This is a genomic window from Algoriphagus sanaruensis (genome assembly GCF_001593605.1).
Classification (GTDB): Bacteria; Bacteroidota; Bacteroidia; order Cytophagales; family Cyclobacteriaceae; genus Algoriphagus; species Algoriphagus sanaruensis.
The window spans coordinates 2,117,543-2,132,820 of sequence record NZ_CP012836.1; the positions used below are offsets into that span (position 1 = coordinate 2,117,543).

15 protein-coding genes are annotated in these 15,278 nt (G+C 39.9%); 7 read left to right on the plus strand and 8 right to left on the minus strand.

Going from position 1 to position 15,278, the window contains the following annotated elements; all coding sequences use genetic code 11:
- Positions 1-46: 46 nt before the first annotated feature.
- Complete coding sequence (locus AO498_RS09325) at positions 47-643, plus strand: PglD-related sugar-binding protein (protein ID WP_067546458.1); 597 nt, start codon at positions 47-49, stop codon at positions 641-643.
- Here AO498_RS09325 and AO498_RS09330 read toward each other — a convergent pair whose 3' ends face one another.
- Positions 644-1,750, minus strand: a complete 1,107-nt coding sequence (locus tag AO498_RS09330) for a sensor histidine kinase (RefSeq protein ID WP_148660213.1) — start codon at positions 1,748-1,750, stop codon at positions 644-646.
- A 209-nt stretch (positions 1,751-1,959) separates the two neighbouring features.
- Between AO498_RS09330 and AO498_RS09335 the strand changes: the two genes are divergently transcribed.
- Together AO498_RS09335 and AO498_RS09340 are read left to right on the plus strand one after the other, a co-directional pair.
- Positions 1,960-2,670, plus strand: a complete 711-nt coding sequence (locus tag AO498_RS09335) for a LytR/AlgR family response regulator transcription factor (protein ID WP_067546464.1) — start codon at positions 1,960-1,962, stop codon at positions 2,668-2,670.
- Positions 2,671-2,752: 82 nt separating this feature from the next.
- Positions 2,753-3,166, plus strand: a complete 414-nt coding sequence (locus AO498_RS09340; RefSeq protein ID WP_067546467.1) for a response regulator — start codon at positions 2,753-2,755, stop codon at positions 3,164-3,166.
- Positions 3,167-3,191: 25 nt separating this feature from the next.
- Here the strand turns inward: AO498_RS09340 and AO498_RS09345 are convergent, their stop codons facing one another.
- Positions 3,192-4,109, minus strand: coding sequence for an EamA family transporter (locus tag AO498_RS09345; RefSeq protein ID WP_067546470.1), 918 nt, complete (start codon positions 4,107-4,109; stop codon positions 3,192-3,194).
- A gap of 121 nt (positions 4,110-4,230) precedes the next feature.
- On the opposite strand from AO498_RS09345, the gene AO498_RS09350 reads away from it, so the two are divergent.
- Both AO498_RS09350 and AO498_RS09355 read left to right on the plus strand, forming a co-directional pair.
- Positions 4,231-4,722: a GNAT family N-acetyltransferase gene (locus AO498_RS09350; protein ID WP_067546473.1), complete on the plus strand. Its 492-nt coding sequence runs from the start codon at positions 4,231-4,233 to the stop codon at positions 4,720-4,722.
- 28 nt (positions 4,723-4,750) lie between these two features.
- Positions 4,751-5,719, plus strand: a complete 969-nt coding sequence (locus AO498_RS09355) for a metallophosphoesterase family protein (RefSeq protein ID WP_067546476.1) — start codon at positions 4,751-4,753, stop codon at positions 5,717-5,719.
- On the opposite strand, the gene AO498_RS09360 is transcribed toward AO498_RS09355, so the two are convergent.
- Positions 5,720-6,940 carry a serine hydrolase domain-containing protein gene (locus tag AO498_RS09360; RefSeq protein WP_067546479.1) on the minus strand — a complete coding sequence of 407 codons (1,221 nt, stop codon included), beginning with the start codon at positions 6,938-6,940 and terminating at the stop codon, positions 5,720-5,722.
- 168 nt (positions 6,941-7,108) lie between these two features.
- Between AO498_RS09360 and AO498_RS09365 the strand changes: the two genes are divergently transcribed.
- A complete protein-coding gene (locus tag AO498_RS09365) occupies positions 7,109-8,356 on the plus strand; it encodes an NAD(P)/FAD-dependent oxidoreductase (protein WP_067546484.1) in 1,248 nt (415 codons plus the stop codon).
- 27 nt (positions 8,357-8,383) lie between these two features.
- Here the strand turns inward: AO498_RS09365 and AO498_RS09370 are convergent, their stop codons facing one another.
- Together AO498_RS09370 and AO498_RS09375 are read right to left on the minus strand one after the other, a co-directional pair.
- Positions 8,384-8,908 carry an acyl-CoA thioesterase gene (locus AO498_RS09370; protein ID WP_067546487.1) on the minus strand — a complete coding sequence of 175 codons (525 nt, stop codon included), beginning with the start codon at positions 8,906-8,908 and terminating at the stop codon, positions 8,384-8,386.
- Positions 8,909-9,008: 100 nt separating this feature from the next.
- Positions 9,009-9,668 (minus strand): protein-L-isoaspartate(D-aspartate) O-methyltransferase, encoded by a 660-nt coding sequence (locus AO498_RS09375; protein ID WP_067546490.1) that lies wholly within the window; start codon positions 9,666-9,668, stop codon positions 9,009-9,011.
- Between the two features lie 104 nt (positions 9,669-9,772).
- On the opposite strand from AO498_RS09375, the gene AO498_RS09380 reads away from it, so the two are divergent.
- Positions 9,773-10,369: a riboflavin synthase gene (locus tag AO498_RS09380; protein WP_067546493.1), complete on the plus strand. Its 597-nt coding sequence runs from the start codon at positions 9,773-9,775 to the stop codon at positions 10,367-10,369.
- Here the strand turns inward: AO498_RS09380 and AO498_RS09385 are convergent.
- The 3 genes from AO498_RS09385 to AO498_RS09395 form a co-directional block, all read right to left on the minus strand.
- Positions 10,359-12,638, minus strand: a complete 2,280-nt coding sequence (locus tag AO498_RS09385) for a S9 family peptidase (protein WP_067546496.1) — start codon at positions 12,636-12,638, stop codon at positions 10,359-10,361. The genes AO498_RS09380 and AO498_RS09385 overlap by 11 nt on opposite strands.
- Before the next feature lie 179 nt (positions 12,639-12,817).
- Complete coding sequence (locus AO498_RS09390) at positions 12,818-13,819, minus strand: endonuclease/exonuclease/phosphatase family protein (protein ID WP_157883971.1); 1,002 nt, start codon at positions 13,817-13,819, stop codon at positions 12,818-12,820.
- Between the two features lie 110 nt (positions 13,820-13,929).
- Positions 13,930-15,075 (minus strand): acyltransferase family protein, encoded by a 1,146-nt coding sequence (locus tag AO498_RS09395; protein WP_067546502.1) that lies wholly within the window; start codon positions 15,073-15,075, stop codon positions 13,930-13,932.
- Positions 15,076-15,278 lie beyond the last annotated feature (203 nt).

Below are 15,278 nucleotides of genomic sequence, written 5' to 3' on the forward strand. Positions count from 1 at the left end.
ATCTTACATTCTATTTCTTGTTTGTTCCTGTGTTTACAGTTGAAAAATGGATTTGGTAATTATTGGGGCGGGAAAGCTCGGTGAACATCTTGTAGAAAATTTTTCTCAGTTCAATCTGAGGTATAATCTCCTTGGATTCGTAGATGACAATCCAAAATTGAAAGGGAAAAAAGTGGCGGGGCTTCCTGTTTTGGGAGGTATTGATAAATATTTGCAAGACAAATCCATGGCTGTGGTAGTAGCATTGACTTCTATTTCGGAAAAAATGGATTGTGTAAATCGACTTTCTTCCAATCCTAGATTGAATTTCCCCAATTTGATCTCTTCCGGCTCTTGGATTTCTCGAGATTGTATTGTTGGTAAGGGGAATATTCTTCTAAATGGCTCCCTTTTTAATTTCGGAACCACGATTGGAAATTTCAATTCTTTCGGTCAAAAATGCTCAATAGGCCACGAAGCTGTGATCAGGGATTTTTGTTTCCTTGATGAAGAAGTTTCTATTGGCGGATTTTCATTTGTAGAAGACGGTTGTAAGTTCGGTAAAGGAGTGCAACTTAAACAAGGAATCCGTATTGGAAAGGAAAGTGTAATTGGACCACTTTTAGAAATAAAAGAGGATATTAAGCCGGATAGTCATCTCTAATTACTTGCTTGGTAGAGAAACATGGAATTCTGATCCTAAGCCTACCTTGCTCTCAAACCAGATTTCTCCATTAAGTTTTTTGACTAGCTCCCAAACAATATTTAAACCTAGCCCGGTTCCTTTGATATTGCCCACATTCGAGCCTCGGTAAAAAGATCCGAAGATATTTTTTCTGTCTTCTTTTGGAATGCCTATTCCGTAATCCTTTACCATTACCTCTACAAAAGAGCCTCTATAGATAAGATGAACTTCGGGGTCAACTGAGCCAGGAGAATAATTGAGCGCATTTTGGATTAGATTCCTAAAAACATGTGTCAACAAGGTGGGGTCTGAAAGGATGAATTGATCTTTGTCAGGAGCAAATAATCGGATATGTCTTCTGCCAAAGTTTTCATCATTCATGGCGTTTACAAGCTGAGTTATAAACTTCAAAATGGAAATTTTTTGTCCAATTAATCCTCCTCCAAGTTGAATGGTCTTTTCTAAAAGGAGAACATCTCCCAGGATATCGGTTAGTCTAGAAGTTTGATTGGTGATTTTTTCGATATGATTGTAAAGTCGACTCTTTATTTCTTCATTGAATTCCTTCTGTAAGAGTAGTTCCATGATATTGATGGAACTTACGATAGTTGCGATTGGAGTTTTGAATTCATGAGAAGCCATGGAGACAAACCGCGATTTCATTTGATTTAGCTCCTTTTCTTTGAAGGCAATATCCTTGAATTTTTTAAGTGCCAATTCCCGATCGGTAACATCTCGACCTATAGCACAGAATATTCGATCAGGATATTCTTCAAGATCAGTAATGATTCGAAATTTGAATTCAATCAAGAATTTTTGTTTTGAAACGGCAGAAGTGATCGGGATTACCATCTTTTGCTCCGGTTTCATGAGTGGGAGAGAAGGAAAGTTTACCCAAACTTCGTTTAGTTTTTTTCCGAGTAAATTTTCTTTTTTGAAATCTAGGGTGAATTCAAACGCATCTGATAGGTACTCAATTTCCATTTGTTCATTGAAGAACAAGATAAAGTCTTCCGATTGGTCTAAGAAGATTTTGGATATTTCCTTATCAGAAAGGGGCATTGCTGAACTTTCGAGGTTTTTCAAACGCTAGAACTTAAAGTTAAATGAGGGATCTGAACTTCCAAAGCCAGATGGTGGGGTGATTGAAGTAAAAATATTTCTTTTAATACGATTCTCTCTAAAAATCAATTCAGATTATTTACAAATAAGTGCAATCCATCTTCAAGTGTAATTTTTTATAAACCATCTTCATTAATTAGGGGATATTTTACTTCTTTTTTACTTTTATACATATGAAAAATATTTTAATTGTCGAGGATGAGGAGGATTTGGCAGCAAACATTAGCGAGATTTTAGCTAGCCTTGATTACAAGGTCGTAGGCATAGCAGATAATGCACTGGATGCCCTAAAGACTTTAGAGAAAGCTCCTGTTGATTTGGTTTTGATGGACATCATGATCAAAGGCGATATCGATGGGATTGATCTGGCCTATAAAATCAGAGAGACCTATGATATTCCTATTGTTTTCAGCACAGCCTATTCTGGGACTGAGTATCTGGAAAGAATATCTTCTGAAATTCACGAAGGTTATATTTTGAAACCCTTCTCAGTTGACGCTCTGAAAACTGCGGTTTTCTTTGGCCTAAAGCGGCATGATGAGAAAAAAGGAAGTAATACGAGCCAATCTTTGGGGTCTCTAAAAGTTATGGATAAAGGCTATCTGGTGCCTGTTCCATTTTCCGAAATCCTTTACCTCAAAGCTGATGGGCTATATACCAAGGTGTTTACCAAAATCAAGTCTTATCTTATTAGAGACATTCTGAAAAGTTTTGAAGAAAAATTACCTCCTTCTATTTTTTTTCGCGTACATAAGTCCTACCTGATAAATGTGAGTCATGTCACCTCATTTAATGCGAAAAAAATTAACTTGGGCGATGCTTCGATTCCAGTTCGTCGAGGTCTATACAAGGAATTGATTGAAAAACTGCATGTTGAAAAATGAACTTTTGGAACGCTTTTCGATAAGTTCATTTTTGAGTTTCACCCTTATTTTAAAATTAGATTAGTATCACCCCTTTAGAATTATGAAAAAGTTTTTGGTGCTTTTGATTGAAGATAACCCAGGGGATGTCTTTTTGACCTCCGAAGCCTTGCAAGATTCCAAATTCCTCATCGAATTGGATTATGTTTCAAATGGCAAAGAAGGGGTTGATTATTTGTTTAAAAACGGAAATTTTGAATCAAAGCGCACTCCGGATATCGTTCTCTTGGATATTAACCTTCCTTTAAAAAATGGTCATGAAGTACTTCGGGAGATCAAAGCAGATCCAGAAACTAAAGATATTCCTGTTATCATGTTGACCACCTCTTCCGGTCAATCAGATATTATGGCAAGTTATCAGGAACAGGCTAGCTGCTATATCGTTAAACCTGCAGAGGCTGAGCAGTTTGAAGAATTTATAAAGGTTTTTGATCGATTTTGTGAAACCTTGATTTGAAAAATATTTCATCAACTCATCCGGCTCAGTGGCCGGATTTTTCTTTACTAAGGGTAAGCAATACGACAGTTTGAAGAATAAAGAAAGTTCCTAACCAGTCCATTCCTACAAAAGAGACTCCAAGCCAAATTACTGCCGTAAGAGCCGCGGCAAGAGGTTCGACACTACAAAGCAAGCTGGCCGTGGTCGCTCCAATTAACGTCACCGATCGGAGGAAAAAATAAAAGGCGAGCACTGTACCGAACATGACAATGTATCCCATTGCGGCAACTGTCTGCCAATCCCACACTCCTGAGACATACCAAGGCTGAGTAAGAAGTGAAAACGAAACCCCGCCAATTAACATTCCCCAGCCCGTTACCGCTGCAGGAGAAAATAATCGAAGAAGACCAACGGGTTGAATCGTGTAAAACGCTAAGGCCAAGGCGGAAAGTATCCCCCAAATTAAAGCCTCCTCGGATATTACCAATTCAGTCAAGGATCCGTGCGTTACCAATAAAAAAGTACCTGCTAATGCCAGAAATAAAGCCCCAAATTCGGCTAAAATAGGCCACTTACGATTTTTAAATGCAAAATAGGCCAAGACGAAAACTGGCCCAATATATTGAAGGATAGTTGCTGTGGCGGCGTTGGAAAGGGAAATGCTATAGAAATAGGTGTACTGTACTGCAACCATTCCTAATAATCCAAAGAGCAAAAGTTGAATAGCTGAAGAGGGTTTTTTCCAGATCAGAAAAGTGTTTCTTTTTTCTTGGGTTAATGAAAAGACAACCAGTATAATCCCTGCCAAAATCATTCTCCAAGTGACCAACCAAGAAGGGTCTATTGATTTCTTCTCGAATAAGAACTGTGCGCAGGTGCCTGATATTCCCCAAAAAATAGCCGAACTTAAGGCCATTAAGAGTCCTGAAAATTTGGTGCGCGAAATCAATTTTTGGGTCATGGTGTTGAAAATCCTCGCGAAGATATCTTTCCAAGTGAGTAATTAAAATATGGTCTCTTAAAATTGTTCTATAATAAAATTTCGTAATCTATATCTTCCCTAAAATAAAAACTCACAAAGCATGGATATTTCTATTCGTAGGGCCGCTTCTTCAGATCTAGCCGGGATTTGGATGATTTTGGAGCCTGTGATTCGAGCTGGTGGGACTTATGTATTCGCACAAGACTCTTCCAAAGAAAAAATGCTAACCTATTGGTTGGGAAATGATAAGAAAACTTACGTGGCCGAATATGAGGGAAGACTTGTTGGTACATTTTACATCAAATCCAATCAACCTGACTTTGGAGATCATATTTGCAATGCTGGGTTTGTCGTAAATCCTGATTTTTCGGGAAAAGGAATTGGTAGAGCCATGGGAGTTTTTGCTTTGAGAGAAGCAAGAAGACTCGGCTACTTGGGCATGCAGTTTAATTTTGTGATTAAGTCAAATGATCGAGCCGTCAGATTATGGGAAAGTTTGGGATTTGAAATCCTAGGAGAAATCCCCGAAGCTTATCGTCACCCGAGCTTAGGATTGGTTCCTGCGCTAATTATGTATCAAGCACTGCAATAACTTTCTATTCGGTTTTAAAAAGTCCTATATGCCAGTATCAAGAAGATCCTTTCTTAAAAAATCAACCTTTGCAGCGGGTTTTACCTTGACTATTCCGAAATCAGTCACTGATCTTTTTACCTCTAAAAAAAAGATCAAGCTAGGACTGATTACTGATCTTCATGCTGAAATCATTCATGATGCAAGTATTCGTTTGGAGGAGTTTTTGAAAGCTGTTTCCCAAGAGAATCCTGCTGCAAGATTTCAACTTGGGGATTTCGCAACTCCAAATCCAAAATTTCATTCCTTGATCCAACGATTCAATAATGCTCCAGGATTGGCTTTTCATGTTTTAGGAAATCATGATCAAGATGGAGGATATACGAAATCGGAGGTGGCTTCTCACTATGGGATGCCGGCCTCGTATTACAGCTTGGATGTAGAAGGTATAAAAGTACTGGTATTGGATGGAAATGAATCAGGTTCGCCAACTCACCGTGGAGGGTACCCTTCCTATATTGGTATGGAGCAACAACAGTGGTTGATTCATGAATTACAAAAAGCGGATTCTCCGGTCTTAATCCTTTCTCATCAGCCTATTGCCGGGATTTATTCCATCGATAATTCGGAAGAAATTCAAGGTATTCTCTCTGAGTTTTCAGGAAAAATTCTCCTTGCAATCAATGGTCATGCCCACGTAGATCAATTTTTAGAAGTAGGAGGAGTGCGATATTTACATTTGAATTCAGCATCCTATTATTGGGTGGGGGAAAACTTAGCGCATCAAAGCTTAGGTTCTGAGATTCATGACAATTTTCCCGCGCTTAAAAATACATGTCCTTATGCAGAGGTTTTATTTTCTTTTCTCACCATTGATCCAAGCAAAAATGAAATCTCCCTGAAAGGAAAAAAGACCCGTTGGGTCGGGCCTTCTCCTTTAGAACTCGGGTATTCTATTTTGTCCAAGGAAGAACAACTTGATTATGTTAATCCTCAGATTTCGAATCGTAGGATGTAATTATTTTTTGTGTAAGCTTTCCAAAATCAATCGAATCAATTCTGCTTTATCTCCATTTGGAATCCATCTAGCAACAACGACTAAGTCATTTTCCTGATCCACATAAATCATATTTGTTCCAGCTCCGATATGAAGAAAGGCCGATTTTGGAGCAGAAGGGATTTGCTTCAAGTCGTGATTGAGAAAATAATTCATGAAGCCATAGCCTGGATTTGCAGGAGTGGGTGTTTTAGATTTTCCTAGCCAAGAAGTTGGAATGATTTGTTTTCCATTCCAGGCCCCATTTCGTAGGGTAAGGTATCCAAAACGTGCTTGATCCCAAGCTGAAATCATCATTCCGCCTCCCCAATGAGAGCCTCCGCTGACGGATTGGACAATCTCTCCATCCAAAATCACGAAGGAATTTTCATAACCTGTCCATCTCCACGTATCACTGGCTCCAATTTGATCCATTACTTTTTCTTTTAATACAAACGGAAGTGGCTTTCTCCAAACATTCAAAAGTGCCAAGGCAAGGACATTTACCCGGGTGTCATTGTATTCATAAACCGATCCGGGCTCGTTTTGTGGACGAGTTCTTTTTTGCTTTACTCCTTCAGCAGGTCTATCCGCCCAATCTGGCTTGCCCCAAAGACTTCCTTCCCAATCTGAGGTCTGTCTGAGCAAATGGTCCCAAGTAATTTTTCGATTGTGGTCTGTATCAAAGAGGTCAAAAACATCTTCTTCTTCCAAATGGTCTGCCTTATTTTGTAGCATTCGAGCTGGATCATACGGATAAATAGGAGCCATATAAGGATATACCAAGTCCTGTTCACTTTGGATCAAACCTTCAGACACCGCGAGGCCCGCAGTCGTTGAGAGAAAACTTTTAGCTACACTGAATGTCAAATCCACCCGGTTTGGATCTCCCCATTCTCCTACGACATATCCTTTATAAATAATCAAACCCGTGGCAGAACCTCGGATTTTCATAGGTCCTACCGGATATCCAAATGGTTCCCTGCCAAAAGCACTTTCATAGTGTGCAATTTTTAGATTTGGATTCTCAGTGCTTTCATGTGTTCTGGCAAATTCAATTGCTTCTTTGAGCTTGCTTACATCCATTCCAAATTCAGCTGGGTTTTTCTTTTCCCAGTTATTTTTTTTAGGAAAATAGGATTGGCCGAAGGAAAGGGTATGGCAGAAGAAAGAAAGAATCGCGAGTGATAATAGCTTTTTCATAGGCGAAAATTTATGCGATTTTACATTATTGATATTCTAAACTATCCCCATTTGTCAAATTATTGGGTGAAAGGGAAAAACCCTTTGGAGTTGAAGGAGTTTTCCGATTAAGTTTAGGATTATTTTTTAAACTACTCTTGGCCGAGTAGGCCATTGAAAACTTAGCACATGAAACAAGAAAAAATTTACATCATCGGAGCAGGTTTGTCAGGCCTTGTTGCAGCTTTGGAATTGGAAAAGTCTGGATTTGCACCGGTTATTTTGGAAGCAAGTGATCTAATAGGGGGGAGGATGAAAACAGATGTGCTGGATGGATTTCGGTTAGATCATGGGTTTCAGGTTTTAAACACAGCCTATCCTGAAGCAAAAAAATACTTGAATCTAGAGGCGCTTCATCTCAAGAAGTTTGAACCTGGAGCGGTGATTTTTGAAGGGAGAAATGCCTATGCGATTTCAGATCCAATGCGTAATCCACTCAAAATAGTAAGCATGGCTTTTTCAAAGGTGGGGACGATTTTAGATAAAGTAAAAATGTTCACTTTGACTCAGGAACTTAAGAAGAAAGAGAATGAGGTCATTTTTGCTGAACCTTCGATTCCTACCCATCAATATTTGAAAGAATATGGCTTTTCGGATCAAATCATTGAAAAGTTCTTTGAGCCTTTTTTCAGAGGTATATTTTTAGAAAAGAATCTCAATACTTCCTCTAGGATGTTTGAGTTTATTTTCAAGATGTTTTCATTGGGATATGCAGTAGTTCCAGAAAAAGGAATGGGAGAAATTCCAGAGATGATCAAGAATCAACTCAGTCAAACTCAGATCTATTTCAATTCTCCAGTAAAATCTGTCGAAGGAACTCAAATCAATTTGGAGAATGGGGAGACTTTAGAGGCAGATCGAGTAATTATTGCAGTCCAGCCCGATCGGTTGATGAAGCAGTTGCAAGGTCAATTTGCTCCTCCTCAAAAAGTAACAAATCTGTATTTTTCCACACAACATTCATTTTTGGCTCGTCCTATGATCGGGTTGGTTCCTGGAAATCACTTGATCAATAATTTGGTGTTTATGACGGATGTTTCTCCCGCATATTCAGCGAATGGACAAGCTCTTTTGTCAGTTAGTGTTTTGGATCCGAAAAGACCTGAAAATGATCTGATTCAAGCCGTTCAAAAAGAACTGGAAGAGCTTTCAGGGATAAAAGCGGAATATTTCCAGCATGTAAAAACCTTTGATATTCAATATTCCCTTCCTCATGTAGATGACCCTAAGTACTTCATCTCATTTACAGAAACGAAGATTACGGAGGGAGTTTTTCTTGCTGGGGATTATTTGCTCAACGGATCCATCAATGCTGCGATGACTTCAGGGCGAATAGCTGCTGAAGCGGTAATCCACTCGCTGATGCCAACTCATTAAAGCAAAAGGAGGCAAAAGCCTCCTTTTTTATTTTTCATCCAAATTGAAAATCGATTTTAATTCTACCGCATCCTCTGGCCTCATTCTTTTTGCCAAGACGAGTCGGAGTTGTCTTCTTCTGAGTGCGCCATCATAAAGTTCTTGTTCTTCTTCTGACTCTGGAAGGACTTCAGGTACTTCGATGGGTTTACCGTTTTGATCTACTGCTACGAAGGTGAAAAATGCGCGGTGAGTCATGATCTTTTTAGAGGCAGGAATATCCTCAGCAGTCACTTCGATAAAGACCTCCATGGAAGAATTGAAAGCTCGGGTCACTTGAGATCGGAGGGTGACGACATTTCCTAAATTAATTGGCTGCTTGAAGGATATGCTGTCTGCAGAGGCCGTGACTACAATTCTGTTAGAATGCTTTTGTGCGGCAATGGCAGCTACAATGTCCATCCAATGCATCAATCTCCCTCCCATTAAATTATTGAGCGTATTGGTGTCATTTGGGAGCACCATTTCCGTCATGATGGTTTGAGATTCCTTAGCGTACTTCTGCTTTGCCATAAATTAGAATTTTAACAAAAATAGAAATAAAATTTGGTTGAAATGAATAAAAATGCCGATCAGGGAAATCTAATTTCGAAATTATCAAGAAATATCTGAGTTAAATCTTCCAGCCATCTTTTCCGAGAAGGGGAACGAAAGCAAACCCTTCGAATTCCTCTCGCTGGATTTCTTTAGAAGTCTTCTTGGTGATTTTTACCATTGCCTGGCGTTTACGATCACCAACTGGAATCACCAAAATACCTCCGACTTTTAGCTGTTGGATCAATGCTTCTGGCACAACGGGTGCTCCTGCGGTTACGATGATTTTATCATAGGGCGCATGGGCAGGAAGTCCACCAGTTCCGTCCCCGTAAAATAGATGCATCTGAATTCCCAATCGTTGGAGAAATCGGGAGGTATGATCAAAAAGTTTTTTCTGATACTCGATGGTAAAGACTTCAGCACCCAGCAAATGTAAAATACCCGCTTGGTACCCCGAACCCGTTCCAATTTCTAGAATTTTATCACCTGGCTTGACATCTAATAGCTGGGTTTGAAATGCTACTGTGTAGGGTTGGGAAATAGTTTGACCTTCGCCAATCGGAAATGCTTTGTCTTCATAAGCATGTGAAATCAAGGCTGTATCAAAGAAAAAATGACGGGGAAGGGTGTTGATAGCTTCAAGAACGCGCTCACTTTGGATTCCTTTCTTTCGGAGTTCGGCTACTAGAGCTCGACGCTTTCCTTTGTGCAGATAGGTATCTTCAAGTTTTAGCATTGGGGGAATTTTGAGCCGAATATAAACGAATATTTAGCTTAATTTGAACCGTGGAAGGCAATTTTTGCTTATCTCTTTGACTCTTTGAAAATTACTCAAAAGCTATGTTTACCGGAATTATTGAAGCATTTGGAACAATCCAACAGATCACCAGAGAAGGAAGTAATGTTCATTTTGATTTATCAGCAGCAATTCAATCTGAACTGAAAGTCGATCAATCTTTGGCTCATGATGGAGTTTGTTTGACGGTAGTTTCGGTAAGTCCTGAGGGTTATCGGGTTACGGCAATTGATGAAACGCTACAAAAAACCAACCTTCGAAATTGGCAAGTTGGGAAAAAAGTCAATCTGGAACGATGCATGCCTGCAAATGGTCGATTTGATGGACATATTGTTCAAGGCCATGTAGATCAGGTGGGGAAGGTTTCAAAAATTGAAGATCAAAATGGGTCTTGGCTTTTTGAAATTGACTTTGAAGATTCCTTGGGTAATGTTACCGTTGAGAAAGGCTCTATCACTATTAATGGAACTAGTTTGACTTGTTTTAATTCAAGACCGGGGAAGTTCTCTGTTGCCATTATTCCTTACACCTATGAGCATACCAATTTCCATGAGCTTCAGGTAGGTGACCTGGTCAATCTCGAATTTGATATTGTAGGTAAATACATCCAACGGATGCTCAAAGGATATCCTACCGTCTAAGCTCGGGGATTTGGTAATGCAACAGCGGCTGCTCTCCAAGGAGATGTTGGATGAAGTAATCCCAGCGCTTTTTGGTAAAGTAATCACCTGGTGTTCGTCCAAAGCTATGATTTCGGCTTGGCCAAATAAAAAGATCAAAGTCCTTACCCGCTTGAATCAAGGCCTCCGCTAACTTAAATGTTGCAGAAGGATTTACATTTTCATCCATTCCACCATGAGCCAAAAGTAACCTTCCTTTTAGGTTTCCGGCATTGGTGATATTCGACTGTTCATGGTAAAAATCGCCTACTGGATAACCCATGTACATCTCTGGCCACCAAGCTTTTTCCATTCTAAAGTCATGATCTCCTGCTGAAGCTACGCCTACTTTGTAGAAATCTGGGTGTAATAGCATTGCTCTGCCAGCATCATATCCTCCAGCAGAATGCCCAAATATTCCTACCCGAGTGATGTCCAAGAATCGATTTTTGCTAGCCAGTTGGGTAATAGCGAGCACATGATCGGTCGTTCCGTCTCCTAGATTTCGATAAGAGTAGTCGGCAAATTCTTTGGATATCCCAAAGCCCCCTAATCCATCCACAGTTACGACTACAAATCCCAACTCAGCAGTGGCTTGCTGGTGTCCGAGGATGCTGTTTTTAAAGGATTTTGGAACGGTAGAGGTGTGTGGTCCCGTGTAAGTATAATCGATGATGGGGTATTTTTTCTTGGCTGAAAATGTGGAAGGAAGGAAATAGATGCCGTGAATTTCTGTTTTTCGATCCTTAGCCAATGCGGTGAATTGAATGGGTGCTTGGTAGCCTCGCTTTTTTAAGTTTGAAATGTCCGCCTCTGAGATCTTCATGATCTTTTCACCAGTTTCAAGTCGGATGAGATAAGATTGAGTTGGCTGGGAGGGCGTTGAAAAATTATCAACTGCCCAATTTCCATTTGGAGAAATATAGATCTCGTGATGCGCTTCCTCAGGGGTTAATAAAGTAAGGTCACTTCCATCAAGGCGAACGCGATAGAGGTGATGGTAATATGGATTTCTGTCTTTTTCTCTCCCAGAAGCTTCAAAGTAAATCCAACCCTTTTCCTCGTCAATTCTACTGAGTTTGGTAACCGCAAAATCCCCGGAAGTAATCGGATTCAGTTCCTTTCCTGTTTTCCAATCACGAAGGTAAAGATGGTTCCATCCTGATTTTTCTGCACTTTCAATGAATCTGCCATCACTTAACTTTCTAAAAATCTTGTCATGTTGGATATGAGTATCAGAAGTTTCTTCAGTGATGGTTCGGATCGAGCCTTTTTCCGCATCGAGCTCAATAAGCTTACTAGATTTGTATCCACGGGCTAAGAAATATCCAACCAAAGATTTGCTATCTGACTCCCATCTCAGGTTGATTCCTATAAAATGAGGTGTAGTCAAATGGTGGACTAATTGAGTTTTTTGGGTTTCAAGATCAATCAATACAGGAATATAGTTGACTACGGTACTGTCTCCCGGTGATCCCCTGTAATAAGAATATAGTTCAGCTCTGAATTTTTCAGGTTGAGAATGATCGAGCAAATACATTTTTTCGGCAGTTCTAAAATCTACCAATTGGGTAAAAATCTTTTTAGAATCTGGAGACCAAGATACCATGAACCGATTCGGTCGTTCGCCATTTTCCCCTTTGATCAAATCGCTCCATCCATAATAGCTTGCATACTCAAGTCCCTTTTTTCCATCAAAGGTGAGTTGGGTTTGTTCGCCTGATTCTAGATTTTGCACGAAGAGGTTGTAATTCTGGGTGAATGCCTTCCACTTTTTGTCTGGTGAGAAAGATTCATTTTCATTTCTTGGACTGAAGGGCATTGCATTTAGAGACCCACTTTTGGTGTCCCATGTCCAATTCATGTTTTTCCATCGAAAAGTGACCATATGTTCATTTCTGACTCCGGTAAACTGAATTGGTAAGTTGCGAGCGTCCACTTTTTCTCCAGTTTTTTCTGATAGTTTAATGGCTAGCTCCTTTGGATCAAATGCGGTGGTAGTCTGTCGAGAAGAAATGTCTGTGATAAAAAATTGAAGTCCATCGGCTGTGTATGCAGAATGAAAAAAATGGTCTCTAGAAAAATCCCAATTTGGGATTACTTCAAGATGATAGATTTCTTTTTCTACCGATGCGCTTAAATAATAGGCTGCTCGCTGATAGGTTTCGGGTGTGATTTGAGCATTTGTCTGGAAAAAAATAAAAAAGAAAACACTGAAAGTCAGAAAGAGGCGTGGTTTTAATTGAGCCATAGCGAGCAAGAATTTTGGATGGCTTTAAGATAGGGAAATAGAAAAAGGGTCGGTATCATTTTGGGATAAACCGACCCTTTTTTGTGTAATGTGGATGCCACATTTAGGTTTTGGGATGGAGATTGAATTTCAGGATCGAATCTATTCCTGAAGTGCCAATCGAATGTTTCATCCAATCTCTAAGAAAGGGTGAATTCAAGTGTTGCACCTACCGGAAAATGATCCGATGCTGCGATCAGATTATGTTTTACGCTTTGGATGATCGCATCGGATTTTTCAAGGTAAGGATTCCACACTTTTCCCTCAATGAGCTTAATCTTTTGACTGATCAAGATATGGTCAATTAAAATATTGAATTGATCACCTGTGATTCGGTCTTTAAATTTTCCAGAATAGGGCGTGTAGCCATTAGCGGTTAGTTTGGGTCTTGGCAAAGCGGTCTTTAGAATCCATTCGGGCTTCCAAAGATCCCCAAGGAGAATTTCTACGGCACTTTTTGAAAATTTATTTTCATAAAAATCTAGCTCAAATCCGTCGTTAATATCTCCCATGACGATGACTTCTTGATCTTTAGAAAGGTAAGAGTCACATCGCTCTCGAATATGCATGCATTCTCCAAAGAGTCTTAATCGGTCTCGCACCGAGAGCTGTTCATATCTCGCATAGTCGACTTTGTCAAATATTCCTTTGGACTTGGTATGAGCGAGAATCAGCCTGCTTAGGAAAACTCCATCAGGAGTAAGCAGGCTGAGTTCCAAAGGCGGTCGATAGTGTTGGTATTGTTCTTTGATCATCCGATTGGTAGTGTCCATCAAAAATGGTTCGTCGAAGCGTTTACCAGTTTTGGTTTCAGGAGTGAAAAGAACTTGAATCTTATCCGGTTTGTAAATGGCACATAGTTCTTGCTGTCCGGCCGAAGGGAACCCATGAATTGCCTTGAATGAGTGGGAAGGAAGAAAATGACTCACCCAAAATTCCAATTGTCGGGTAGCGGTTCTGGATCCATTCACCAAAGTGTCCGGACCTTCTACAATTCCCAGAAAGTCGGGATTGAGTGCTTCGATAATTTCTGCGAGCTGTTTGGATCGAATTTCTTGCTTTCCAGTAGTGATCGGGGAACCATCTTTTTCAAAAAGATCGCGCATCCAGGCGATGTTGTAAACGGCAGTTTTTAATTGCATAAAAAAAGGCTTTAAAAGTGAAACAGTACTGAAATGTACCATTTTCCTTCTAAAGCCTTATTGATTTCGACCAAAATTAATGTTCCGCTAGCTTGGCCGGAATCAGGGAATTATACCTTGATATATATTTTTTTCTTATCCATCCAGTAGCCAATTACCCAAATCAGCAACATGTAGCTGATCGCAAATAAGAAAGAGGCGTTTTTAGGTTCAAGCCAACTGGTAAATAGGTTGGAATAGATAAATCCTTTGAAAGTGGTTTCTCCAACTGGGATCATTGAGAAAATTGAGACGACCACACCGGAGCATACATACAGAATAAGCGGGTTTCTCCCAAAAGCCTGGAAGAAGTAGGTCCATTTTGTCAATTTTTGAATTTCTACCAAGAAAATCAGACCTGAAAGCAAAACCAAGTCCCATCCAACAGTTAATAAAACATAAGAACTGGTCCAGATTTTCTTATTGATTGGGAAGCCTAAATCCCAAACATAAGCAAGGGCAAGCAGGACTACGCCTGAGATCAAGAGTGCCTGTACGGTACTTGCATTATTTCCTTTTTTCTGGATGAATTTACCCACGATGAATCCAGCCAAAACATTAACCATAGAAGTCATGGTACTCAGCAGTCCTTCCGGGTCAAAAGGAATTCCTTCACCCATGTACATTCGTTTTTCTCCGATGAGTAAAAGATCAAGCTTGATCTGGGCATTTCCGGTCAAGCTGTAAGGATCACCTGCTTCCCCAAAGAAATACATAATCGGCCAGAACAGGATCAAAGAAGCAATCCCTACTATCCAGCCAAGTCGCTCCCCGCCCCAGTAAACTACTAGTGCGGCCAATAAGTAAGAAAGTGCAATTCGTTGAAGGACTCCAAGCAAACGAACCTCAGAGAGATCAATGAAGACCATTTCTCCCGCTTCATTGTAATCAAAAAACGGGAAAGCATTAAGTAACCATCCGATGGCAAAAATCAAGGCGGCCCGCTTGAAAACTTTCTTGTAAAATGTCCCTGGAGACATTTCATTTAACTTTTTTAAGGCAAAGCTCATTGCATTTCCCACTACGAATAGGAAGGTCGGAAACACCAAGTCCGTGGGAGTGAATCCATGCCAATCTGCATGTGCCAAGGGTGCATAAAGATTACTCCAACTCCCGGGCGTATTGACGATGACCATAAACGCGATCGTCATTCCTCGCAGGACATCCAGCGCTAGATATCGATTATTGAGGATGTTTTTTTGATGATCTATAGACATAAAATTGGTGGTGGTTTGGGTTGATTGTAGCCTCAAAATAGAAGTTTATTTGGAAAAAATGATCAGCCAAATCTGAATTTTGACAAGAAAATCAGGGAAGGGTTAAATGCTTATTTAATTTTTTTCATTTTCAAATTTGTCCCATCTTTTGCCTTTAGTAGATTCAAGCCGGGACATTCTTTTTCCTTTATCGAACTTTATTC

Coding starts and splice junctions, on each gene's coding strand:
- AO498_RS09325 (WP_067546458.1), top strand. CDS start 47: ATGGATTTGGTAATTATTGGGGCGGGAAAGCTCGGTGAACATCTTGTA.
- AO498_RS09335 (WP_067546464.1), top strand. CDS start 1,960: ATGAAAAATATTTTAATTGTCGAGGATGAGGAGGATTTGGCAGCAAAC.
- AO498_RS09340 (WP_067546467.1), top strand. CDS start 2,753: ATGAAAAAGTTTTTGGTGCTTTTGATTGAAGATAACCCAGGGGATGTC.
- AO498_RS09345 (WP_067546470.1), bottom strand. CDS start 4,109: ATGACCCAAAAATTGATTTCGCGCACCAAATTTTCAGGACTCTTAATG.
- AO498_RS09350 (WP_067546473.1), top strand. CDS start 4,231: ATGGATATTTCTATTCGTAGGGCCGCTTCTTCAGATCTAGCCGGGATT.
- AO498_RS09355 (WP_067546476.1), top strand. CDS start 4,751: ATGCCAGTATCAAGAAGATCCTTTCTTAAAAAATCAACCTTTGCAGCG.
- AO498_RS09360 (WP_067546479.1), bottom strand. CDS start 6,940: ATGAAAAAGCTATTATCACTCGCGATTCTTTCTTTCTTCTGCCATACC.
- AO498_RS09365 (WP_067546484.1), top strand. CDS start 7,109: ATGAAACAAGAAAAAATTTACATCATCGGAGCAGGTTTGTCAGGCCTT.
- AO498_RS09370 (WP_067546487.1), bottom strand. CDS start 8,908: ATGGCAAAGCAGAAGTACGCTAAGGAATCTCAAACCATCATGACGGAA.
- AO498_RS09375 (WP_067546490.1), bottom strand. CDS start 9,668: ATGCTAAAACTTGAAGATACCTATCTGCACAAAGGAAAGCGTCGAGCT.
- AO498_RS09380 (WP_067546493.1), top strand. CDS start 9,773: ATGTTTACCGGAATTATTGAAGCATTTGGAACAATCCAACAGATCACC.
- AO498_RS09385 (WP_067546496.1), bottom strand. CDS start 12,638: ATGGCTCAATTAAAACCACGCCTCTTTCTGACTTTCAGTGTTTTCTTT.
- AO498_RS09390 (WP_157883971.1), bottom strand. CDS start 13,819: ATGCAATTAAAAACTGCCGTTTACAACATCGCCTGGATGCGCGATCTT.
- AO498_RS09395 (WP_067546502.1), bottom strand. CDS start 15,075: ATGTCTATAGATCATCAAAAAAACATCCTCAATAATCGATATCTAGCG.